A 22,578-nucleotide genomic window follows, 5' to 3' on the forward strand; every position below is an offset into this window, starting at 1 on the left:
TGTCCGATAATGCAAACTTATTGGACATATACGGATCGTGCAAGATGCGGCGCTTTTAATGGAAATATATGGATAAAACCGCCGTATGGGTTTAAGCTATTCGCATGACTTTTGCCCGCGATACCCACATCAACGACCCTGAAATAATGCCCCGGATGCCGTCCTGGGTCACCTCGGCGCGCGCCGAAACCTTTGAAGATGTTGCGTTTTTGTCGGGTGCAGCGCTGAACCACCTGCATGTGGTATTGGGACACAAGGACGTGCCCCAAGCCTTGTTGCGGGATCGGCTGGCGCTGCGTGCGGCCGAGGCTTGTGTCGCGTTTTCCGGGCGCCCGGAGCGGGAAGGGGAGTTGCGCGATGCGGTGCACCTTCTGCGCTCGGTCGATCTTCCCGGACCGGCCGGTGAAACCTACCTTCCCTGGCGGCGCGCGGTGGAGCGGCCGGTGTCGATCAAGGCTTTGGGACGAGCCTTGCCGGCCTTCGAGACGGGCCAGAATGCCGCGTGGCTCGATGCGGGGAAAGGGGCGCCCGTGGCCCGGGCCGCGATGGCGCTGGAGGCGGTGCTTACCGGAGCGCCGCGTGCCGACGTGCCTGCGCTGATTCTTGCTGATGCAGCTCTGGCACGGGCGCTTGGCTGGGATCATCTCGTGCCGTTGTTGGCCGCGGGCCTGAAACGCGCCGACCTGCGCAAGCAAGGCGACGACTTGCGCTTGACGTGTCACAGGGCGCTGATTTCATCGACGATTGAGGCCGTGCGGCAGGCTTCCGACCTCGCGCGTCGGACGACGCATTTGAAGGCGGTTGCCCCCAAGCTGCGGGCCAAGGGGGCGGGGGATGCGGTCGAGATGTTCCTGACGCGGGATGCTGTTGCTCCCTCGGCTCTGCCGCTGCCGGATCGCGCCGCGCGGCGGCTTTGCGACCGGCTGGTCGACCTCGGCGCGGTGCGCGAGTTGACGGGGCGCGACACTTTCCGGCTCTACGGGGTGTAGGTGTGAGCATGGACAGCGAAAGTGGGAACCGGTTTCGCGGTTCGGACATGCGACCACCAAAGTCGACGAAGGATCGCTCTGACCCTGAACTGGATCGCGAGCTGCGCGACCTGCCGCCAGAGTTGCGCTGGCAGGAATGGATGCGCCGGATCGAGGCGGTGGTGTTTGCCTCGCTTCGCCGGTGTCGCGCGAGGACCTGGCCCGCGTGGTGGGGCAGGGGGTCTCGGTCGACCTTTTGATCGCGGATGTGTCGGCTGATCTGGAGGGGCGGGCCTTCGAGATTGCCAAAGTGGCGGAAGGCTGGATCTTCCGGACGCGGGTCGCCTACGCCCCCGCGATCCGCGCCGCAGCGGATGTTGGCGACCAACTGATGGACCTGAGCGAATTCGACGTCGCCGTCCTGGCCGCTATCGCCTACCACCAGCCGATCACCCGCGACGGGTTGAAGGACATCTTCGGCAAGGAGATCAGCCGCGACCTGATCGGTCGGCTGCATGCGCGCGACCTGATCGGGACAGGGCCAAGGTCGCCGCGTCGGGGGGCGCCCTATACCTTCGTCACCACGGAGCAGTTCCTTGTTGCCTTCGGTTTGGAAAACCTGCGCGATCTTCCCGATCGGGAACAGTTGGAGGATGCGGGAGTTGTCGACCAAGCACCAGAGGTCGATTTCGGGTGACGCATTGCCGATGCTGAAAGTGAAGTCCGCCGTTCTGCTTATCGTTTCATTTGCCGTGCAACGATTCTTCTGCGTTCTCCAAAAAGCCGCATGATTGCAATGTGAAAATCGTTTCATTATTTCTGAACGAAGCCTCGTGCAATTCTCGCGACAAGGCATTCCCTCCTCGTCGTTGTGAGCGGAAAGCGGTCTTATGGCAGTGCGGCGTGGCGTCCGCAGCGACACCACGAAAGCAGTCACTTAGGTAACGCGTGGCGACGTGGGCGCTTGCTACTCATAAACGAGCGGAAAGCAGTCTATTGTGATATGCAAAGCTGATCGTCTCAACTGAGTCCGCCGCACTCCTTAGAATTTTCCTCTTCCCCTCTGCAACGGCTATTTCTTTTCCGTGCCGCTTTTCGATGTCGGCTTTAGTATTTCAGGTGTCCAATCTCTGGCGTCGGTGAGTGAGATCGACTAAAATATGTGGGAAGCTTCCATCTAGAAAAACTCTGTTACAATACCTGACGGTCCCGATACTAGCTTTGCAAGCATGCCTGTCCGGATAGCCGTTTGTAGAGTGACGCAAACGTCGGACAATAAAATGACATTTGTGAACTACATTTTTCTCCCTGCTCGAGAGCTTGCTATTCTGGTGAACGCTTTGAAGCGGCCAGGGTCTGGTAATCCCTCTTCGAGAGGGCGAGCTCTAATTGAGGCTATTTCCCAACAGGGGTGGGCTAAACTGCATCAGCTTGAAGATCTGATCTCAATGCAGGATAGCCGGGTCGACTGGACGGCTTTAAGGGACGTTGAGGGAATCGCGAGGCAGCTGAATATCAACCTGCCATTCGTGGGTTTCAAGCCGCAAACGAAGGACCACGACTTTAGTGGGGGGGTGGGGCTCAGCACGGCGGGGGCGGCCTGTCTCCTGATATGGCTGGAACGTTTGGGGTTCCAGGTGAACGCGACTGCTGTGTGCGCCGAGGTGGCCCGGCAAACCGAAGAGCATAGCTGCGTGTCCGATGAAGAGGTGACCGCGCTCTGGTACATTGACCAGCGGCATACGATGGGGCCGGTTACTGTAGGTACAGAACCTTGCGTGATACCCATTGGTGAGGTCGACACTTTCAAGACCTCTTCCGGTTACAGGGTCGAGGTCACCAACGGAGCCGACGGCGCCCCCGCCATTATGAGTGTCACCGCGCCTCACTGCGTCGAAGGCCCCGCTCGTGAAGCTGTCACCTGCCCTGTCTGCGGCATGCTTTATTTGAGCGGCTACAAGCCCGATGAGCATGAACACCGGATTTTCCATCGAAAGACGGTCACAACGCTGCGCCCCGTGCCGTCCAGGGCGATTAAGACAGCCCTGAAAGTGGATCCAGAAGCAGTCTGGGTTAACGAGCGGTCACCTAGCTGGCTACGGATCGCCGTTCACCGGAGGGCCAAAGCCTTCAAGCGCGAGATGGGCTTCGATTTCACACAATGGGACCCGACCTCTGATGAGGAAGCGATCGGGTTTCTTTTTGTCGACGACGACCATCGTATCGTTGGTACCTGCTGTTTCAGACCAACGGATGCAGAGGCCGGGGGTCAGATGAAGTTGGACTGGATCTGGATCGCTCCAGACGAGCGCAGAAAAGGCTGGCTGACCAAGAACTGGCAGCGATTTGTCGGCCGATTTGGTGAGTTTGATGTTGAGCGCCCGATATCTGACGAGATGCAGCGGTTCCTCGTGAAGAACGGATTGGATCACCTGCTTTGAGCAGGCAGGATTCGAATGGATGCTTTAGCGCGGTGTTCATTCCTCCGTACTGTAACTGCGCCACTCATCGAAAGGCGGCTTTGGGGAATTCGGCAATGTAGCATCCGGGGTACTCGAGTGGCGCCTACGGGTTGTTCACGTTGATCGACAAAAAGGGCGGAATCCGGACTTTCGCTGCGGTGCGCAATGTAATTCGGTGAGGTTCCAAAGCAGCCGTTCGCAGACCTCTGATTGCAGGCGAAAAAATTGATACCTGCAAAGTGCTTATTTTCTTGCGTGCATTCGCGTAAGGGTAGTGTTCGTATCCTCCATTCTAGTGGCTGAATTCATGTTTCCTCTATCGCCAATGCCAAAAAAACTTGAAGAAAACCAAAACACCGGTGCGTTTGAAGACTTGAGAAAGCAATACAAAGATACCTTTGCTGTCTTGGAAGGTTCGGACCCGCTCGCTACTGCACTTTCCTTCGCCGCTCTTTTGCTGAATGAAAACCTCCAAAGTTCGACCTATCGGATCGAGACCTTGGTCAATTTAGCTTTGGCGCTTGGTCGCGACAAAAACAGGCTCAAACAGAAGGATTTCCGCAGACTTTATGGGGACATGGAAAAGGGCATCGTCGCTAGACAAGAAGATCCAGCTGAAGATGTGTTCGTAAGCAACATCAGCACTATGCGTGGCAATTTCCTCGTACTTGAGGGGCTAAGTGAAGGAGCTGGATACTTCCTGCAGGTATTCATGCAAATGGTCGACAGTCTTCCCAAGAACGAAAGCTACGATGTGATCAGGGATCCGGTCTACGCACTGCTGACCTTGTCAGATGAAGCCTGCAAACGCGCCGGTTTGTCCAGAAACCAGCTGGGGAATGAGATACCCAAGGCAAAGCTCACTCCACAAGACGCTGAACGAATAACAGAACTGAGAAAGTGCCTGACGTTCAGCTCGGCTGATCTTGATGATCTGGGCATAAAGCTCGACGACCTTGGCGAGTTTGGATTTGATCCATCAGCAAGAACAAAGCTCCTCAAACAAAGTCTACTTCACAACGATCTCGAACGTTGGCCCGTATGCCATAAGGACGGCAAGACTTTCCTGCTACTTCCGACCGCAATCAGCGGCGGCATTCGTCGTTTTGTTTTTGAGATGGTCGTCAAGGCCTATGGACTGGACACCTTCTTGAAGGCTTTAGCCCACGAATACTCAAAACGACTGAACTTGATACCTTTTCTCGGAGAATTTGGTCGAGTTCAGCTAGAATTTACGCCCGCCGGTGACACTCTCATGGCAAGTGTGTTTCGCTGGGTTGACGACGGGAGAGTGCTTCACATTCTGTTTTTCATGGACAATCTGCGGGGCTTTGAAAAAACAGGGTTTGGCGGATGGGACAAGAACCAGCCCACTACATCCGCCGCGATCCTCGATCACATAAAGCTGGCCAAAGCGAAAGCCGAAGGAAGCGATGACTTCAAATCGGGCATTAGCCTAGTAGTAAGCTGCGGCGTCGGGCGAGGCATCATGCATGATGTCAGCGTCTTAGAACTTGAAGATTGGGATGTAGACTTTCTCTCTGTGCACGATTTTGAGGTCCTTTCGAACAAGAATAGCTTTGCGCCGATTTCACTATGGCGGCTGAAGGATGCTGAACGGCAGGTCTCGGAAGCTGGAATTGAACTCATCAATATCAATGGTCTGCTCAATTTGATTGCTTGGCGAGAGCAACTTGGCGGCACTTGGTACCACACAATCAGGTTCCAGATACCTTCGGGGACGGAGGTGCCGGTTTGATCATGGTCGATCAGAACGCGCTGCGCACATTGCGACATCAATCGCAACAAGAAGCCGATGTTCATTCTGCCTGCAAGCTTGATGGCAGTTGGACTTTGGTCAGACGCACGTCCAGCTCGTTGAGCGAAGAAGATCGATCCATTTCTCTATATGCAGACATGCTAAGCAACGAGAGCCTTCCGGCATTGCTGTTCGAAGATCGGGGCACCGAATGGTGGACTCAGGTAAGTGGTGTTGAGGGTAGTCCGAGAGATGCGATTTTCGAACGTTGGAGGATGCTGTCTACATGGTTGCCTCGAATTGCCCAAGCATTTGGTGCACTTGAAGAACAACACAAACCGCCAAATCGATTGCAAATCAATGCAACCTTTGATGGTGCAATGGCTGGCCTGGCAGAGCAGCCTAAACCGTTCTCAGAGAATGAGCTGAGGGAAGCTCTTTCAATAAGTGCTCAAACCGACGAAGCGGTGGTAACCGTGAAAGCCAATCGCAGATTTGAAGATGCCTTCTTCAATGAAGATAATGTTGCCGAAAGAGAGTGGGTGAGGGCAGTTTGCCTCGGAGTTTCTCAACTCGCAGCTGAGCCGTTGCCCGCAGAGCAGTTTGAGGATCTGATAATCTCGATTGTTCCAAACAATCGTGTGCGGCAAACACATGCCTTCCCAGCGGTCAGTTTTCGCGATTTTGTTCATCACAAACTCCCACGAAAACCAGTATTCATAAACGATGCCGACACGAGCACACTCAAGCTTTTCCTTGGTTGGAAGGCCCGTGACCGCAAACTGGGCGGAACCGTGCAAGGAAAAGCGGAGTGTACGGCCTATCTGCGCCGACTAGTTGAATATCTTGAAAATAAACTGATCGATTTCTTAAGAAAGTTTGAGAAGAAGTCTGTTTTGCAAAGGCTTATCACTAACCATGAAGCTGCAATGTGCGACCAAGAGACTTGGAAAAGAACCGCCGCTGCTGTCAGTGCATTGCACGAAGACAAAGGACGCGCATTGGAGGAAATACTCAAGCACCAGTCGAAGCTTAACGCAGTTTTTCAGTCATCGCGTGTTCTAGTCGAAGTTGCCAACTGCGTTTGCAGTCTCGACGATGGCGGTGCATTTGGTGAGTTTGATCTCGCAAAGTCCATGGCGATGATGATTGAGATAATTGAATTTGGGGGATGGTCTGACGCAATTCACTACGGCGCGATGGAACCAACACTTATGGTGGCCGCGCTCGGCGATGTGCTCGCAAACCATGACTTTTTCGAGGAGGTTGTCGTCCCGTTCGGTCAAGCTGGCATGAAATCCAGAGTTGAGCGAAGTATTCAAGGTTATGGGGATCACTTCTCGGCATCTAAGGAGAAGGCTGGCGAGCTGGACAAGAGGTTTTTGGCCGAAAAAGAACAGTTTTCAAAGGCGTGGGAATGCGAGCTTGGCTTCCCTATTGAAGCACATGGAGCTTTTGTAGTTGCTTGTGAAGAGGTTGGGCTGGCCGAGGAGAAAGCGTGTGTTGTGGTTCGAAAGTCGGAGCTTACGCGGAAGGTTCTGGACCTGAAACCGGAACTGGAGCAGCATTTGGATAAGATTTTTCATGAGCTTTCTTTGCCCCCAAGATCGGACTGGAGGGTCGCACCTGAAGGATTTACAGATCTAGATCGCCAACCCTGGAAGTTCCGGCGTTTGCTAAGTGTCCTTCGGCGTCCATTGATCCAACTCAACAACGCAGACGATCCTGAAATCTATCTTTGGCCAGGGATGGTCGGCGATGGGGGTGAGTATACTTTCGTTCGGTACTGGGAAGCCGAATTTCGCGAAATTCAAATTCGCACGAAGGAAATGCTGCGCTGGAATGGTTCGATGAAGGACAAAAGTAGCTTCAACGATCAAGTGGCTGGACGGCTCCGTGAATTGGGTTGGACAGCAAAGTCAGATGTAGGCTTTACACAGATTTTGGGTCGATCTGAGGATGAGAAGCTCGGCAACATCAAGAGACTAGGCGATGTGGATGTTCTTGCGTGGGACGAACAAAGCCGCCGCGTGATTGCTATTGAGTGCAAGGATCTAATGTACCGAAAGACGCCTGGAGAAATTGCCGAACAGTTGTCAAGTTTTCGAGGTGAATTGGATGCAAAGGGCAAACCGGACCTCTTGCTCAAGCATCTCAATCGAGCATCCGCCCTGCGCACAAATCTTGATGAACTAAGAAAATTTACCGGGATATCCGATCCAATTTTGGAGGATTGCCTCGTTTTTAGTGGTCAGGTCCCCATGGGCTACGCAAAAGAGGGTATCCGCAGCAAGGCAAACATGTTGCTTTACGATGAAATAGGTACCCTGGCTCTGAAGGCCTAAGATGCATTGTGAGTAAATGTATGACCGAAAAATCTATTCTGGACTACTTCGGGAACGTTGACCGGCCCCAACGGCTTTATTGTGGCCGTTGCGAAAGACTGATGCACCTCGACTTCGTACACTTGCAAGAGCGCATAACAGGTGTTCGGTTTGACATTGAGGGGATACCTGCACTGCGATGTAGCTGCGGGAATCTCGAATGGCCAGATCGATCAAAGTTCGCAATAGTCGAACTCCACCGAAAGGCGATAGAAAAGGAAACTGATCGTGTCACCTCAATGCGCACAAAACCAAACAAAAAATACGCATTCTCAAAAGTGCCCTTCGAGTACGACTCAGATGACTATGAGAACATCCCTGGCTTACACGCCCTTGGGATGAAGGATTCCTGACACCAGTCTTTTTCAGACGTGACGCACTATTGAAATTTGAGCACCACCCAAACTACGAAGTCAAATTCGCTTCCGCGACATACGGGACGATCTACTCCTCGGAACCTGCTTTTTACATTTCGTTCGGTATCAACGAGAACGGCCTCTTACTCATGTGGCTGGGGGACATCGCAAAGCTTCCGGAGACAGAGCAATACTATCTTCGCTCAGAGAATGTGCCATCGGATCACCACATTGGAAGCGAGTTCTATGAGGGGCAGATTGAGGTCAAGTTCACTGAAGAAGCTCCGGAAAACAGACTTTTTCGGTTGCGCTCAGAGTTAAATGAAGCGTCGCGGAGCTCACTCGGATTTCCGATTTTTCAGGTGTCCAGCGAAGTCCTCGACAGTGCTATCCTGGTTCGCGACCCAATCTTCGACACCAAAACTTCGCGTGCTCAAGTCGCTCAGGCGCTGAACGATGTATATGTGGAATCCTTGGAAGTAAGTCAGTTTAAAAAACATCTAGAGGCACAGGATGTAGACGTTTCAAACATCAAAGGAATTAAACTACTAGAGCAACTGATGATCACTTTGGGATATTCAGATGATCTTCGAGAATTGATGAAACCATTCTATCTGATTTATGACTTGCGGGTTTCTCAATCCCATCTGATGCCAACCAATTCCAGGCGTGAAAAGGTTAACTCAGTGTCTGCTCGATTGGGCATGGACGATAAAGCGAAATTCTCTGAGATCTATGAAAAGCTCCGAGAGGCCCTATATGAAACATTGACCGTTATGGAGGCGACACTGAAAGGGCGACCTTCATAGGAATCTCTACGATAAGAGCCAAATTCGAGGCCGCCGTAAACTCATCCAAACACTTTGCATACTCATCCTCCGCTGCCCCACAGCAGCCGCGTCCTCTCTGCCGTCGTTCGCATTTTGAAAATTCTACGCTAATGACCAAGGTCTGGTTTGGCGGGCCGCGCCGCAGCATCCAACACGACACGTGAATGGCAGCAAGGGGCCGTTTACGTTGCTTGGCTCTTGTGAGCCTGACCGCGTGAACCCAATTGGTCATGATTTTCTATCGTCACGAATCCTTCCTTTGCCTGAACACTTTTGGGACGGCGGCTTCATTGTGCGATCTGTTCCAGGCCCAGCGTGAGCCGCGGAAGCTTTTGCTTGAAGCGGTCAGAAACTAAGCTACATATCTGACACTTGGAGGCGATCATGCAAACCACATCCCAAGCGATCAAGGCCTATGCTGAAGCATTGCCGGAGGGTGCAGAGGTGGTCGCGAAAATTCGGACCAGTTGTTAAGGTGGATCGCATGATGAAAGAAGTGATCCAGAATGAAGAAACGAAAGAACCATTCGCCTGAATTCAAAGCCAAGGTGGCGCTTGAAGCAATCCGCGAAGAGATGACGCTGGCGGAGCTTTCCAAGAAGTACGGCGTCCATGCTACCCAAATCGGGACTTGGAAACGCGCGGCGATTGAGAATATGGCGACAGCATTTACGCGCCGAGGGGCCGCGCCCGAACAAGTGAGCGCGGCAGAAGTCGACAAGCTGCATTCCAAGATTGGCCAACTGGTGCCTCTCGGGGTGTAAACACCCCTGCCAGCCAATGGGTGGAGCGGGATTTTTTGGCGGATGCCTCGCACCAGTTGCTCGGGACGCGAGGCAAAAAATGGTGAGCAAGGGTCACAAGCTGAGTGTGCGCCGTCAATGCAGGCTGCTGACGCTGACCAGATCCAATCTGTACTATGAAACGAAGGGCGAGAGCGTCGAAAATCTGCGGTTCATGGAGATCATCGACGAGCAGTTCTTGGAAACACCGTGGTATGGGTCGCGCCAGATGGCCCGTTTTATGAAGCGCAACAACCACGCATGCGGGCGGCATCGTGTCCGCCGTTTGATGCGCCTTATGCGGTTAGTGCCAATTTATCAGGAACCCAATACGAGCACAAAGCATCCGCAGCATAAGATCTGGCCATATCTGCTGCGCAACGTGGTGATTGACCGTCCAGACCAGGTCTGGTGTGCAGACATAACCTACATACCGATGCGGCGCGGCTTTTTGTATCTCGTGGCCATTATGGATTGGTACAGCCGCAAGGTGCTGGCATGGCGGCTGTCAAATAGCATGGACGCCACATTCTGCATTGAGGCGCTGAAAGAGGCCTTGGCCAATCACGGCACGCCGGAGATATTCAACACCGACCAAGGCAGCCAGTTCACCAGTGGCGACTGGATCGAAGTCCTGACCGACGCCAAGATCAAGATCAGCATGGATGGCAAAGGGCGCTGGATCGACAACCGCATGATCGAACGGCTGTGGCGATCCCTCAAGTACGAATGCGTCTATTTGCACGCCTTTGAGAAAGGCTCAGAGGCGAAGGCTGGTATCGGAAAGTGGCTGGCTTACTACAATGTAGAGCGCCCGCATTCGACCCACGGAATCTTGACCCCTGACGAGGCATATGCAAGCAAAACAGAACCAATGAGAGTAGCAGCCTGAACAGAAACCCTGGTCCACCTTAACAAGGCTGCAAACTGGTCGAAAAAGCAGGACCACCTCTTGCGACCCTGTCGGCGCGGGAGTTGTTGCACCTCGGAGAGCGTGCGGCGGTCGATCAGGCGCTGTCGCGGCTGGTGCGGCGAGGGGAGCTTATGCGTGTGAGGCGAGGATTGTTCGCGTCGCCTGTGAAGACCCGCTTCGGGAACCGGGCGCCCTCGGTTCAGGCCGTGGTTGAGCACATTGCGAAATCAACCGGTGAGCGCGTGTCGCAAAGCGGAGCGTCGGCAGCGAACCTGCTCGGCATTTCGGCGCAGAATCCTTCCCGTCAAGTGTATTGGACCTCCGGGCCGAGCCGTCATTTGAAACTCGGAGTGCAAAGCGTCGAGCTTAAACATGTGCCGAGCTGGCAGCTTCGAGCACCCATCAGTCGTGCCGGGTACGCCTTTCGGGCGCTCGCCTATTTCGGCAAATCCGAAGCTGCTCAGGCATTGAGGCGTATCAAGGCGACGCTGAACGAAGAGGAGCAGCGCGAGCTTCTGAGCCTTCGCGCCTGTGCGCCAACCTAGTTGGCCAAGGAACTTAGCGCGCTCGCGTCATCGCAATGACAGAAAGCCAAACTTACTTTTCCCTGTCGCGCGAAGACAAGATTGACGCGCTGGAAGTGGCTGTCTCGAAGCTGGGGCGGCCCGCAGACCTCTTGGAAAGCCGAGCACATCAACAACCGTGACCAAGCATTCTTCATGATCGGGATCGTTCTCAAAATCAGTCATCTCTGATCCATCTTCAGCCGAGGAGCTTCTCTAACTCTTTGCCTTGGGCGGCATGCTTCTTGGGGTTTTCTGCTTTCAGCGTGTTCACGTTGATCAGCTTCCATCTGACGGCTGGTAACCTGGCCGCTTGATGGCGATCGATCGCGTCGAAGTCGGGATCGCCTTCATGCAGGGTTCTCAGAAACCTCTTCGCGTCTTCATCCATTCGGGATTGGATGTCCCCGATCAGGCGGTCGCGCGTTGCGATCAATTCCGTAAGGTTGACCGCTTTCTTCGTCATGCCCTCGAATTCTCGCGCGTAGGGCTGATCCAGATTGATCAGGTTTGGGTTCAGCAGTTCGTGCGGCGGGCGTGGTGAACTCGCCACATAGATCAGAAAGGTGCGGAACAACTCGTCGGTAAACCCTTCGTTCTCGTAGAGGAGCTTGACGTCATAGAGATCCCGCGGGTGCTGGCGATCGACGGCCGCATGTAGCTTACCGCCGAACAAATCCTCGAAGGAGACGATGTTCATCATCGCGTATCCGAACTCTTCCTCGACGGCTTCCGAGACTTCGCGTTGTTCCGGATCATGCACGACGCCGCGGGTGACAGGGGAGGTTTCGATCTTGATTTCGGCTGCACCGAGGCGTGCGAGCGCGCGTGTGGCGCCGCCGCCACCGCCCGCAATACGCTGCGCGTTGGCACCGGTGATGCCGTCTTCGATGGCGGCGGCAATCCGGTCCATCGCGTCGTTGATTTCGGCGAGGCTTTCGGCGCGGTCTTTGACAGGCAGATAGGTCAGATCGATATCGACCGAGAGGCGCGGAAGGTCGCGATAGAAGAGGTTGATGGCCGTCCCGCCCTTCAGCGCAAATATCTCTTCCTTTGCGACATACGGCAGTATGCGCACGAGCAGGGCCACTTGGGCGGCATAGTCTTCACGCGCCATGACCACGTTCCTTTCTTACAAACTCTTCGGGCACCATGATCCTGTAGCGCGGATGTATCTTGCCGCCTTTAACCAATGCGCGGTCGCCGCTGCCGAGGTCGAACTCTTCCGGATCGAGTCGCTTGCGCCAGGCATGGTCGTGGCGGTCGGCGAACACGAAGAACAGGCGTTTGACCTTGATCTTCTTGCAACTGCTGAGCAGCGCCGCGAGGGTTCTCGGGCGCAACGTCGTCAGGCTTTCGAACGCCATGTCGAGGTTGTGAAAGCTCTCTTGATTCGGCAACTCGTCCAGCGCTTCGAGGATCGCGCGTTCCGGCGAGGACATCACCAGTTTCCAGTCCCATGGCAGGGACGATGCTGTCTCGTTGAGATTATTTAGTGTGTCAGCGACACCCAACTCCGGATCGGAGAACAGCGATACGCTGCGTGGGCGGAGTTCGGCGTTGAGCGGCAGTTTTTCGAGCCAGTTGGGGATTTTTGAGCCGTAGAGCCAAACCGTGCTCTTGTCTCCGAGGGAGAGATAGTGCGCATAGCCTTGCAGGCTCAATGCCGTCACCCCGCCGATATGGACAGGGTAGTGCATGATGTGCTGGAGCGAGAGCAGGCAGGTCTTCCAGTCGAGTGTGTTCGTGGTGGCGCTGCTTGGTGCGGGGCGGCGGAAGACGCCGCGGCCAAGGCGTTCTAGCCAGCCGCGTTGGACATAAGCGTAGGACGAACGCCGGCCTATCCCGTGGTGCTCAAGCCAGACGGAGTCCACGAGGAACCCCGTGGGGACAGCCTCAAGAAGGTTCTTTAGTTTTTCGTGTTCTTGTCCGCTCATAAGCGACACAATGATATATTTTTAAAGAGACCGCCACTTGTTTCTGTGGAGACCTGTGAGATAGTCCGTCAAGGATGGACAAATTTTCACATTCTCAAAGAGATTGGTGGTTGTCGGCTCTGAAGCTCACCAGCAAAGCAGGGCGGGGATGCCCTCGAAGGGCTGAGAAGACACCCGGCCATTCGGATCGAAAAGTTGGAGCTTTGTGCTCATGTCGAAGCAGCTGCGCCAAACCAGAGTCAGGTTTCACTTTCGATCGCGGCGCTCTTTTGCCCAAACAAACATCGCACCGACGGCTGCATTGGCTTGCTGCACGCTGAACACTTCCGGTTCGAACGCGCCCGCCCATTGCTTTGTATCACGATGTTCCGGGTGGTGTTTGTCGGTCAGTGCGTCGAGAAACTCTTCGTAAGAGTAGGGCCCCCCACTGTCCTCTGGCGGACACGCGCGTTCTCCGGCAACACAGGCGGGAAAGTCCTGATCTGGTCTTCCGGTTGTTTTGCCAACTTTCTCGACAGTGACGAGGTGTCGCCAACCATCGCCGAAATCGTAAGTGTATGTGAACTGACTGCCTTTCTTGACCAGCTCTCCAAGAGTAAACCTCTTCTCGTCCTTTCGGCCATCGTCAGGATCCCAGCTGTCGTCACTTTCGTCGCGGGCCTCGAACCTGTCCTCGCCAATCTCGAACTCATGCAAATGATAGTCTTGCCACGGCATAGCGCCCTGAAGAACGGAATGCAGGATGTCCAAGCTGATGTCATTCGGCACGAAGATCCGGCGCCAGATGGGTGGTTTGATGCCAATAAGTTCGATTTTCAGTTCAATCAAAATGTGTTCCGCCTGTTTCGATGGCCTTGTCGTTGAAGCAACCTGATTTTTTGGACTGAAGCATTCAAGGGGAAACTTGATTGTCGTTGCCTTGAGGTCATCTGCTGCGACACCCGTCCTACCAATTGAGTCTGCATTTCCAGTGGTCACGATATTGGCCCCGCTTATTGCGACCGATATGAGGGCACGCCTTAGTTAAAATCCCGGCTTGGAAACAACTTCTTTCCCTGTTCACGCGGATGCCGGGCCGTTGAACCGCGGCCGCCGAACGTGGCGTGGCCTACTGAACCGGGCTGGCGACCTCCTGCGTCGGTGGCCGGTTGCCCAAGGCTCGAAAGCATCGGCGAGATGTCCTCGATCCGCTCGGCGATCACATGAACGACCTGTCCCTCGCGTTCGATCCGGCCAGTGACGCGCAGAAGCCGCCCGGCGATCACCGCCTTGCGAAAGGTCTCGTAGACCCGGCTCCAGACCACAACGTTGGTCACGCCAGTTTCGTCCTCCAGCGTCAGGAAAATCACGCCCGAGGCCGTGCCAGGCCGTTGCCGCGTGATCACGAGACCCGTCACCGTGATGCGCCCGGTGGTTCGATCCAGACGTTCATGCGGCAGACTGTCCGGCAAGCGCGGCCGCAGCAACTCCATCGGATGGGCGCGCAGAGAAAGCCGCAGTGCCAGGTAGTCCTCGATCACCTCCTGCCCGAGCGTCATCGCCGGCAGCGTAACCTGCGGTTCCGCTCCGCCCTCACCGTCGGCCCCGAAAAGGGGCAGGGGCTTTGGCCCTCGCAACGCCCGGGCGGCCCAGAGCGCATCGCGCCGATTGAGACCGAGCGAGGCGAAGGCATCCCCTTCCGCCAACCGTTCCAGTGCGACCGGCCTGACACCAGCCCGGCGCCACAGGCTTTCGACGTCCACGTAGCCGTTGCCGCGGGCGGCCTCGATCCAGACTGCATCCTCCTCCCGCATGCCTTTGATCTGCCGAAACCCGAGCCGCAACGCCAGCGTTCCGTCGCCGCGTGGCTCGAGGGTGCAGTCCCAGGCCGAATGATTGACCGAGACGGCCCGGATCTCGACGCCATGCTCACGCGCGTCGCGGACGAGTTGCGCGGGGGCGTAGAAGCCCATCGGCTGGCTGTTCAGCAGGGCACAGGTGAAAACCGCCGGATGGTGGCGCTTCAGCCAAGCCGAGATATAGACCAGCCGCGCAAAGCTCGCCGCATGGCTTTCCGGGAAGCCATAACTGCCGAAGCCTTCGATCTGGGCGAAACATCGCTGCGCAAACCCCGCCTCGTAGCCGCGGGCCAACATGCCCGAGATGAACCGCTCGCGGAACGCGCCGATGGAGCCCATCCGCTTGAAGGTTGCGAGTGAGCGGCGCAGCCGGTCCGCCTCGCCGGCCGAGAAGCCGGCCGCGACCACCGCGATCTGCATGGCCTGTTCTTGGAAGAGGGGGACGCCATAGGTGCGCCCCAGCACCTCCATCATGGCGGGGCCGAGGTCTTCGACCTTTTCCTTGCCCTGACGGCGGTTGATGAAGGGATGAACCATGCCGCCCTGGATCGGGCCGGGGCGGATGATGGCGACCTCGCAGACCAGATCGTAGAATTTTCGCGGCTGCATGCGCGGCAGGAAGTTGAGCTGCGCCCGGCTTTCGACCTGAAAGACCCCGACCGCATCGGCTTTGCAGAGCATATCGTAAACCACAGGATCCTCGGGTGGCACATTGGCGAGGCTCAGCTTCAGGTGACGGTGATCCTCCAGCAGCCCGAAGGCCTTGCGGATGCAGGTCAGCATGCCGAGCGCCAGCACATCGACCTTCATGAGCCCGAGCGCGTCGATATCGTCCTTGTCCCACTCGATAATGGTGCGATCCTCCATCGCGGCATTCTCGATTGGGCAGAGCTCGTCGAGCCGGCCATGGGTGATCACGAAGCCGCCGACATGCTGGCTCAGATGCCGGGGAAACCCAATGATCTCGCCGATCAGCTTCGCTGCCAGCGCCACGCGCCCGTCGGACGGATCGATCCCGGCGTCGCGCATCCGATCTTCTCCCGGGGCGCTGGACGACCAGCCCCAGATCTGGCCCGAAAGCCGCGCGATTATGTCTTGGCTCAGCCCCATGACCTTGCCGACCTCGCGGATCGCGGCACGTGAACGGAAATGGATCACGGTCGCGGTCAGCCCGGCGCGATGGCGTCCGTATCGCTCGTAGATCCATTGGATCACCTCTTCGCGCCGCTCGTGCTCGAAATCTACGTCGATATCCGGCGGCTCGCCGCGCTCTTTTGAGATGAAGCGTTCGAAGATCAGGGTGATGCTCTCGGGGGGCACTTCGGTCACGCCGAGCAGGTAGCAGACGACCGAATTGGCGGCCGACCCGCGGCCTTGGCACAGAATGCCCTGCGAGCGCGCGAACGCCACAATGTCATTGACCGTCAGGAAATACGGCGCATACGTCATCTCGCCGATGAGCTTCAGTTCCTTGTCGACCCGCGTCACAATGCGGGCGGGCGGCCCCTCTGGATAGCGCCAATGCAGCCCCTCCCGCGACAGCCGTTCGAGCCGCGCCTGCGCGGGCTCGCCGTCCCGCGCCTCGTCGGGATATTGATACCGCAGATCGTCCAGCCGGAAGGCGCAGCGGTCGGCGATCTCCAGCGTGCGCCGGATCGCTGCCGGATAGCGATGGAACATCCGCGCCATCTCGTCCGGGGATTTGAGCCGGTGTTCGCCATTGGTCAGCCGACGCTCCCCGATCGTGTCGATGGTGCAGCCCTCGCGAAGGCAGGTCAGGACATCGGCTAGCGGACGCCGAGACGAGCGATGCATCATCACCTCGCCAAGGGCCACCAGCGGCAGGCCGGTGTCCTGGGCGATCCGCGCCAGCTGGTCGAGGCGGGTAGGGTCGCGGCCGTCATAGCGCGGGGCCGCGCCAAGAAAGCACTGGCCGGGGAAGGTGCGCAGCATATGCCGCAGATCACTGGCACACGCTCGGACCGGGTGCTCCATCGGGTCGGGTGGTAGCGCGATTAGCACCATGCCCTGACCCCACTCCGACAAATCCTTGCGCGTCAGATGACATTCGCCTTTCGTGGCTCGCCGCTTGCCGAGGGACAGAAGCCGGGTCAGCCGCGACCAGGCCGCAATGTCCGTGGGCAGGGCGAGCCAGTCGACCTCGCTGTCGGTCAGCACGATCCGGGCGCCCGGGATCAGCTTCGGCAACACCATGTCCGGCCGAATTCGGGGGGCATCGCCTGCCGGCATGTGCTGCATCGTCTGGCGGCTGGAATGATCGGTCACCTGCCGGGATCGGATCACCGGACCAGCCTCGGCCCCCTCGCTCGCGGCGCGGGCCTCCTCGCGCAGGCGGGCCAGTTCCTTCAGGGCCGAGAAGGCCCGCACCACGCCCGCGACCGAGTTGCGGTCGGTGATGGCGATGGCCCTCAGGCCCAACTCGGCGGCACGCGTAACCAGTTCCTCGGGGTGCGAGGCCCCGGTCAGAAAGGTGAAATTGCTCGTCACGCAGAGCTCCGCATAGCCGGTCATGCGAACTCTCCCTGCGCGAACCAGCTCTGCGCGGGCCAGGTCGGGGCCTGTGGCGTGTGGTAGAGCCAAAGCCGTGGGCCCTCCTGGGTTTCTACCCGCCAGTAGTCGCGCAGGCCCGAGCGCCAGGCCGGATCGTCGAACCACCATTCCGGTGCGATCCGTTCCGGTCCGTCCGCACGTAGCGTGGTGAAAGACATGCGCCGCCAGGCGAACCGGGCGGGGGGATGACCGGGTTGTCCAAGCCCTTTCGTCGTGACCAGCTCAGGCGGAAAGAGGATGATCGGTCGATCTGGTCCACGATGTGGCGGCGGAGATTCAGCGGCGCTATAGGCGGCCGGTGCTACTAAAAAGCTCCGCTCGGGGATTTTGCTGGCGGCAGGCAGGAGCCGCAGGACCCTGTCGAAGCCCAGCCGGTTGCCGAGCCGCGAGAAGAGATCGGCCAGCGCGTCCTCGCGGTCTATCGTTCGGGGTCCGCCGATCTGCTCAGGTGGCAGGTCTTCGGTCACATGGGCAACGAGGCGCAGCGCTTCGATCCCGAACCCAGCTTCGACCTGCGACACGCCTTTTGCAAAGAGCGCCGCAATCCGCTCGGGATCACGCATCGGCCGGGCCAGCCCGATCTCGACTTGCGCGGTTTCCCGGTCGACCCGGTGCAGTTCAAGCCGCAGCCGCCGTGCGCCGCGATGGTGTTGGGCAAGTGTGCTGCAGAGTCGGTCTAGCAAGCGCGCGAGGCCCGACATGACATCGGCCTCGAGGCCGATAGGTTCCGGCATGGTCAGCCGCACCCCGAAATACGGCGCGTCCGCCTCGGGAGAGACCGGCTCCGGTTGAAGGCCGAGCGCCTGGTCGAGACGCAGCACCAGAGCCGGACCGAACCGTCGCGCGAGGGGCGCACGCGGCAGATCGGTGAGATCGCCGATCCTGTTCAGCCCCATCCGGGCGAGACCTTCCGCCACATCGCTCCCGATCCTCAGCGCTGAGACGGGTAGGCTCGCGATACCCTCCTTCGCCGCGCCCTCGGGCAGGATGCCGCCGCCATGACGGGCCAGCGCCTGGGCTGCGCCACGGGTTTCGGCGATGGCGCTCGAGAGGGTCAGGCCGACCCGTTCCAGCCGCGCATGAAGGTCGGCCCGCATTTCAGCCTCGCCGCCGAAGAGATGCGGCACACCGGAGATATCGGCGATAAGCCCGTCCGGGCCGTCGCGCGCCACCATCGGCGAATAACGCCCCGCCCAGCGTCTGAGGCCTGCCAGTGCGGCCGCCTCTCGCGCCAGATCGGCGGGCCGCGTTATCAGCTCGGGACAGATGGCGCGCGCATCGGCCGCCGCCATGCCGAGGCGCAATCCCCGCGTCTCGGCGGCTTGGTTCAGACAATGCACATGATCGGCATTCCCTGACCTATGGATCAGGGCGAACGGTCCCTCAACGGGACGTCTCCGCTGGCTCGTGTCGCTTGCAAGCCGCGGAAACCGGATCGACAGCAGCCGTCTTACCATTCCAGTGCACAGTCCAAGCTCTTAATGTTTCCCTTTTGTTCTAAATAAGAGCCCATTGATGCAGAGTCGAGTCCCGCCGTTCCGCCGCAATCGGGGTACAATGCCACCGCGTCTCTGCAGCATTGCTGCCCTGGCCTTCACGGATCAGCATGAGCCCGGTGGTTCGCCCAGCTTCCGCGGCCAGTTGCAGGCGTCGCCCGGCGATCAGGGAGAGGGGCTTTTCCGGCTCCGCGATTACCAGTCCGACCCCTTCAGAGCGCAGCGCTTCCTCCGCGGCCCAGAGCAGGTCGGTCTCGTTTGCAGGGCGAATGAGATGCAGCCGCTCCCCGACGCCTTCGGGCAGACCCCGGAGCATTGACTGGTGCGGGGCATGACCGGGAATGATCCAGATCAGGGCCTCGGTGTGTCGGGCGGCTTGCAACAAAGCGAAGCTGCGCCGTCCCGGACCTTCCGCCTCATGGACCCGGTGCCGGACCAGGGCAAAGAGCTCGCTCGGAGCGGACTCAAACCGCATCCTCGCGCACCCCCTCGGCAACGATCTTCAGCATCCCGTCCGGCAGGGGCCGCTGCAGCTTCAGGGCGTCCTCGGCCGGTGCGGTCAACCAACGTCGCCATTCCTCGGGCTGCGTGAGGACGACGGGCATGGCTTTGGGGTGGATCGGCGCAACTTCGGCGTTGGGCGGGCAGGTCAGGAAACCGAAGATCTCCGCTGTCACCTCGCCTTCCTTCAGCTTGCGCACCGAGGTCCATGTCGTTCGCAGCGCGGCGAAGAAGGCGAGCGGCCGATCCTCATCCAAAGCGAACCAGACCGACGAATTGCGCGGCGCACCCCGGCGCCCGTCAATCTCCGAAAAGCTCGTGAAGGGCACGAGGCAGCGATGTTCGACACCGAGCCAGCGCCGCCAGTGGGGAGAGCCGACGTTGCGGATATTGGTGACACCCTTGTCGGTACGTTTGCCTTCGAGGAACTTCGCAGGGGTCGGCATGCCCCAACGGGCCATTGTCAGCGCCCAGGCAGCGCCCTCACCATGCCGGATGATCGGTGCTGGATAGTCAGGCCAGATGTCGGTCAAAGGAGGCAGGTTCCCAGTAGCGTCAACCAGATCCTCGTCCTGCTCAAGCATGTTGTCGAACAGGTGACGCACCGCGTCCTGGCTCTTTGTCTGGGAGTAGAGGTTGCACATCTGAGGTACACTCGGGAATCGGAATACGGTTTCGAATGAGAACAATAACAGAACATGCGGCTGCTGGAAAGTGTGGCGGATTTAGCCAGCGCCAACTTCACGAGGAAGGGCGACACAAAAAGAGGCTTACGCAATGCACCTTTCTGAGATCTGTTCTAGGCGCAGTCAATATCAAGGTAAGATCTTGGCCCCTCCTGCCTTTTGATCAGGACCGCGCCCTACTCGGTCGGCTGCACGCAGCCGCCCTCCCCGAGCTGAAACGTCGCCTCTCCCTGCGACGTGCTGCTGGCCGGGCACTCTCCTCCGGAGCCAGCCCGACCAGCCGTCGCATGGTCGTGGCAACGCTTCATCGCGGCCGTTCCGGTAACGGTCGCTGGGGCGGGGGGGTGTCTAAATGGCCTCGTCCCGCGAGTCCCAGCCGGTGATAGTCCTCGCTTTGCCCGATACGCTATTCTGCGCCGTCATTACCGGCTGCAAACGATGTTCGACGACCACCGGATTGCATTGGTCGTAGCTGGCAGAGGGCCGGGAATCAGCGCGATGCATGAAACAGCTAGCTATCGCGACCGCTTGTCTGTTCCGTTCGACGCCCGGATGAACCGCGCCAAATGCAGATGCCTCGACGGTCTTCTTGGGGATGGCCAGCCTGATGACACACATCGCTTTGCCACAGATGCTAGCCGTCGCGACACGTTGGGCAGGGCTCGGCAAAGCTCTAACTCGTCCGGGTACGGCTCGGGGCGAGAGGGCAGAAATGACGCCGCCCCTGGCATCTCTCTCAGCTGTTCCTCCACTTTCGTTCATGGCCACCGCACTTCTCCCGATGTCTGAGTTGCATGACATGTTGGTCGCAGCTGTCGTCCCGTCCACAAAGGTTGTCGCCGATCTTTTTCCCCTGACCCACCAAAGACCAAAGGTGGGTCATTCCTCGCGCATCAAAAAGACCGGCGCCTGCCCCTCTCCGCTGCGCTTCGCCTTCGGTGTGGCCGGGCCTTGGCCAGCTGCAAGGTGACCATCATTGCAACGCAAACAAGGAGAAGAGCAATGACCACGAACTGCATCAAATTCACCAGCGCCGACATCGAAACCGCCAAGGGCACAGGCTCCATCTCGACCCTGACCTTCGACCTCGACATCACGGTCGAACCCGTCGCGAGCGCGAACCCGATGGCCCCGACGCACCGCGTCCTCGGCCGCTCCCCGCGCGGAAAGCTGGTCGAGTGCGGCGGCATCTGGAAGAAGCAGAACAAGGAGACCGGCGCGGACTACTTCACGCTGACCATCCGCGACCACGGCTTCAACGCCAACCTCGGCAAGGCGGCGAACCAGGACGATCTGTCCCTGCAGGCCGTTATCCCCTGGGGGCCCAAAGACGCCGCCTAAGCTAACGGCCAGACCGCTTCGGCGGTCTGGCTTTTTCTCGTTCCGGGGAACTAGCCCTCGACCGGCGCACTATCGGTGTCCGAAGGATGCCGGATATTTCGGACGTGGACATAGAGTCGGGTAGTCAGACTGGATAAGTCGCAGATGCGGTTTCAATAGTTCTGTTCAGTGACGGCGTTGATCGTGCAAGCCAGAGGCGAAACCGAAAGTCAGCAGTGAGAACTGGGAGCCCATTTAGCGAGCCAAGCGCACCCCTTCCGGCAGTCGAGCAACCCGCCCAGGGGTGTCTTTGCGAGGCTCCCAGGGGCGGCGAATTCGCCCTGTGCCGCAGGCAACGAAATCGCAAATCATCGTCATGCATCCCAGGGCAACGTCTCACGTGAAGGTCACCGCCGCGCGCCTTTCCGTCGACCTGTTGGCCTTAGAGATCGCTAGCCCGGGGTCGAGCGGACGGCAACGCCGGGGGCAGGTTTCTGGACGGCTGATGCGCTTTACGCGCTGCGGGGCATCGCTCACAACAAACCTGCCCCCGGCGTGCTCCATTTCATTCCGCCCCGTGCCGGGTGCAGCCCGCTCTCATGCCCCCGGTCTTTTCCACGATCCGTTTGGGCGACGATCGTTGGGCCGGATCACATCATGACACTCGAACAATCCATCGACCTCGCCGAACTGCAAGCCGACATGGCCTTCGAGGCCTACCTTGCCGCCTTCGATGAAGACGCCCATCCCGAGACGCTCGACAGCCTCGAGACCGAGGCGCTGATCGCCCGCAGCCGCTACGACGGCCTGCGCACTGACGTAATGGGTCACTGACCCAGATACCCCTGCGGGTCTTCAGATCCGCAGGGGTCTGACACGGTCTCTCAAAAGCTTCGTGACGCCCTCATAGGGCGTGACTCGCGCCCTCGAGCGCGGGCAGTTTTCGTGTACATGGCACCCGATCCGTAACCGGTTCGGGCGCTCGATTTGCCTGTCGTCACGTGCTGCTTAGGCACCCGTTTCGGCAGCTTGTTCCCCTCTCCTTCCACGCATCAGTGACCACTGGGCTTGATCCGTGTCGCGCTGCACGGGGGCTTTGAAAGCGTTCCCAAACGCTCTCAAAAAGACACATCATGCAAAAAGCAATATTGCGCAATGTGACGTATTGAGATATAAGCGAAGGAGAGAAGAAAGACGTTGGCAGGATATGGC

At 58.2% G+C, this 22,578-nt stretch carries 13 protein-coding genes and 3 pseudogenes; 9 read left to right on the forward strand and 7 right to left on the reverse strand.

What is annotated here, in order from left to right; genetic code table 11:
* The first annotated feature begins 104 nt into the window (after nucleotides 1–104).
* The 7 genes and pseudogenes from C8029_RS19795 (at nucleotide 105) to C8029_RS19830 (ending at nucleotide 10,999) form a co-directional block, all read left to right on the forward strand.
* Nucleotides 105–989, forward strand: a complete 885-nt coding sequence (locus tag C8029_RS19795; protein WP_152003570.1) for a DUF1403 family protein — start codon at nucleotides 105–107, stop codon at nucleotides 987–989.
* A gap of 47 nt (nucleotides 990–1,036) precedes the next feature.
* Nucleotides 1,037–1,665, forward strand: a pseudogene (scpB, locus tag C8029_RS19800) (SMC-Scp complex subunit ScpB).
* Between the two features lie 583 nt (nucleotides 1,666–2,248).
* The gene (locus C8029_RS19805; RefSeq protein WP_193217696.1) at nucleotides 2,249–3,409 is read left to right on the forward strand and encodes an ESCO family N-acetyltransferase; all 1,161 of its coding nucleotides are present in this window, start codon (nucleotides 2,249–2,251) and stop codon (nucleotides 3,407–3,409) included.
* 346 nt (nucleotides 3,410–3,755) lie between these two features.
* Nucleotides 3,756–7,534, forward strand: a pseudogene (locus C8029_RS23175) (anti-phage protein Upx-like protein).
* A 421-nt stretch (nucleotides 7,535–7,955) separates the two neighbouring features.
* Complete coding sequence (locus tag C8029_RS19820) at nucleotides 7,956–8,738, forward strand: hypothetical protein (RefSeq protein WP_152003574.1); 783 nt, start codon at nucleotides 7,956–7,958, stop codon at nucleotides 8,736–8,738.
* A gap of 527 nt (nucleotides 8,739–9,265) precedes the next feature.
* Nucleotides 9,266–10,433 (forward strand): annotated as a pseudogene (locus tag C8029_RS19825) (IS3 family transposase).
* An 86-nt stretch (nucleotides 10,434–10,519) separates the two neighbouring features.
* Nucleotides 10,520–10,999, forward strand: coding sequence for a DUF6088 family protein (locus C8029_RS19830; RefSeq protein ID WP_226946408.1), 480 nt, complete (start codon nucleotides 10,520–10,522; stop codon nucleotides 10,997–10,999).
* Between the two features lie 217 nt (nucleotides 11,000–11,216).
* Here C8029_RS19830 and C8029_RS19835 read toward each other — a convergent pair whose 3' ends face one another.
* From C8029_RS19835 to C8029_RS19865, 7 genes are all read right to left on the reverse strand, one after another.
* The gene (locus C8029_RS19835) at nucleotides 11,217–12,134 is read right to left on the reverse strand and encodes a nucleotidyl transferase AbiEii/AbiGii toxin family protein (RefSeq protein WP_152003576.1); all 918 of its coding nucleotides are present in this window, start codon (nucleotides 12,132–12,134) and stop codon (nucleotides 11,217–11,219) included.
* Entirely contained in the window at nucleotides 12,124–12,954 is an 831-nt protein-coding gene (locus C8029_RS19840) for a type IV toxin-antitoxin system AbiEi family antitoxin domain-containing protein (RefSeq protein WP_090271109.1), read from the reverse strand. The genes C8029_RS19835 and C8029_RS19840 overlap by 11 nt, the downstream gene beginning before the upstream one ends.
* 246 nt (nucleotides 12,955–13,200) lie before the next feature.
* Entirely contained in the window at nucleotides 13,201–13,932 is a 732-nt protein-coding gene (locus C8029_RS19845; protein WP_226946406.1) for a plasmid pRiA4b ORF-3 family protein, read from the reverse strand.
* A 41-nt stretch (nucleotides 13,933–13,973) separates the two neighbouring features.
* Nucleotides 13,974–17,324 (reverse strand): error-prone DNA polymerase, encoded by a 3,351-nt coding sequence (locus C8029_RS19850; RefSeq protein WP_152003577.1) that lies wholly within the window; start codon nucleotides 17,322–17,324, stop codon nucleotides 13,974–13,976.
* Nucleotides 17,321–18,820 (reverse strand): Y-family DNA polymerase, encoded by a 1,500-nt coding sequence (locus C8029_RS19855; protein ID WP_090271107.1) that lies wholly within the window; start codon nucleotides 18,818–18,820, stop codon nucleotides 17,321–17,323. Before C8029_RS19855 ends, C8029_RS19850 begins: the two co-directional genes overlap by 4 nt.
* Before the next feature lie 40 nt (nucleotides 18,821–18,860).
* Nucleotides 18,861–19,334 (reverse strand): ImuA family protein, encoded by a 474-nt coding sequence (locus tag C8029_RS19860; RefSeq protein ID WP_226946407.1) that lies wholly within the window; start codon nucleotides 19,332–19,334, stop codon nucleotides 18,861–18,863.
* Complete coding sequence (locus C8029_RS19865) at nucleotides 19,324–20,004, reverse strand: SOS response-associated peptidase (protein WP_090271105.1); 681 nt, start codon at nucleotides 20,002–20,004, stop codon at nucleotides 19,324–19,326. Before C8029_RS19865 ends, C8029_RS19860 begins: the two co-directional genes overlap by 11 nt.
* Before the next feature lie 1,044 nt (nucleotides 20,005–21,048).
* On the opposite strand from C8029_RS19865, the gene C8029_RS19875 reads away from it, so the two are divergent.
* Nucleotides 21,049–21,387 (forward strand): DUF736 domain-containing protein, encoded by a 339-nt coding sequence (locus C8029_RS19875; protein ID WP_152003578.1) that lies wholly within the window; start codon nucleotides 21,049–21,051, stop codon nucleotides 21,385–21,387.
* A gap of 636 nt (nucleotides 21,388–22,023) precedes the next feature.
* Nucleotides 22,024–22,200 (forward strand): hypothetical protein, encoded by a 177-nt coding sequence (locus C8029_RS22130; RefSeq protein WP_175545370.1) that lies wholly within the window; start codon nucleotides 22,024–22,026, stop codon nucleotides 22,198–22,200.
* The last annotated feature ends 378 nt before the right edge of the window (nucleotides 22,201–22,578 follow it).

It is taken from the genome of Roseobacter sp. TSBP12 (genome assembly GCF_009129705.1).
In the GTDB taxonomy this organism is placed as follows: domain Bacteria; phylum Pseudomonadota; class Alphaproteobacteria; order Rhodobacterales; family Rhodobacteraceae; genus Celeribacter; species Celeribacter baekdonensis_A.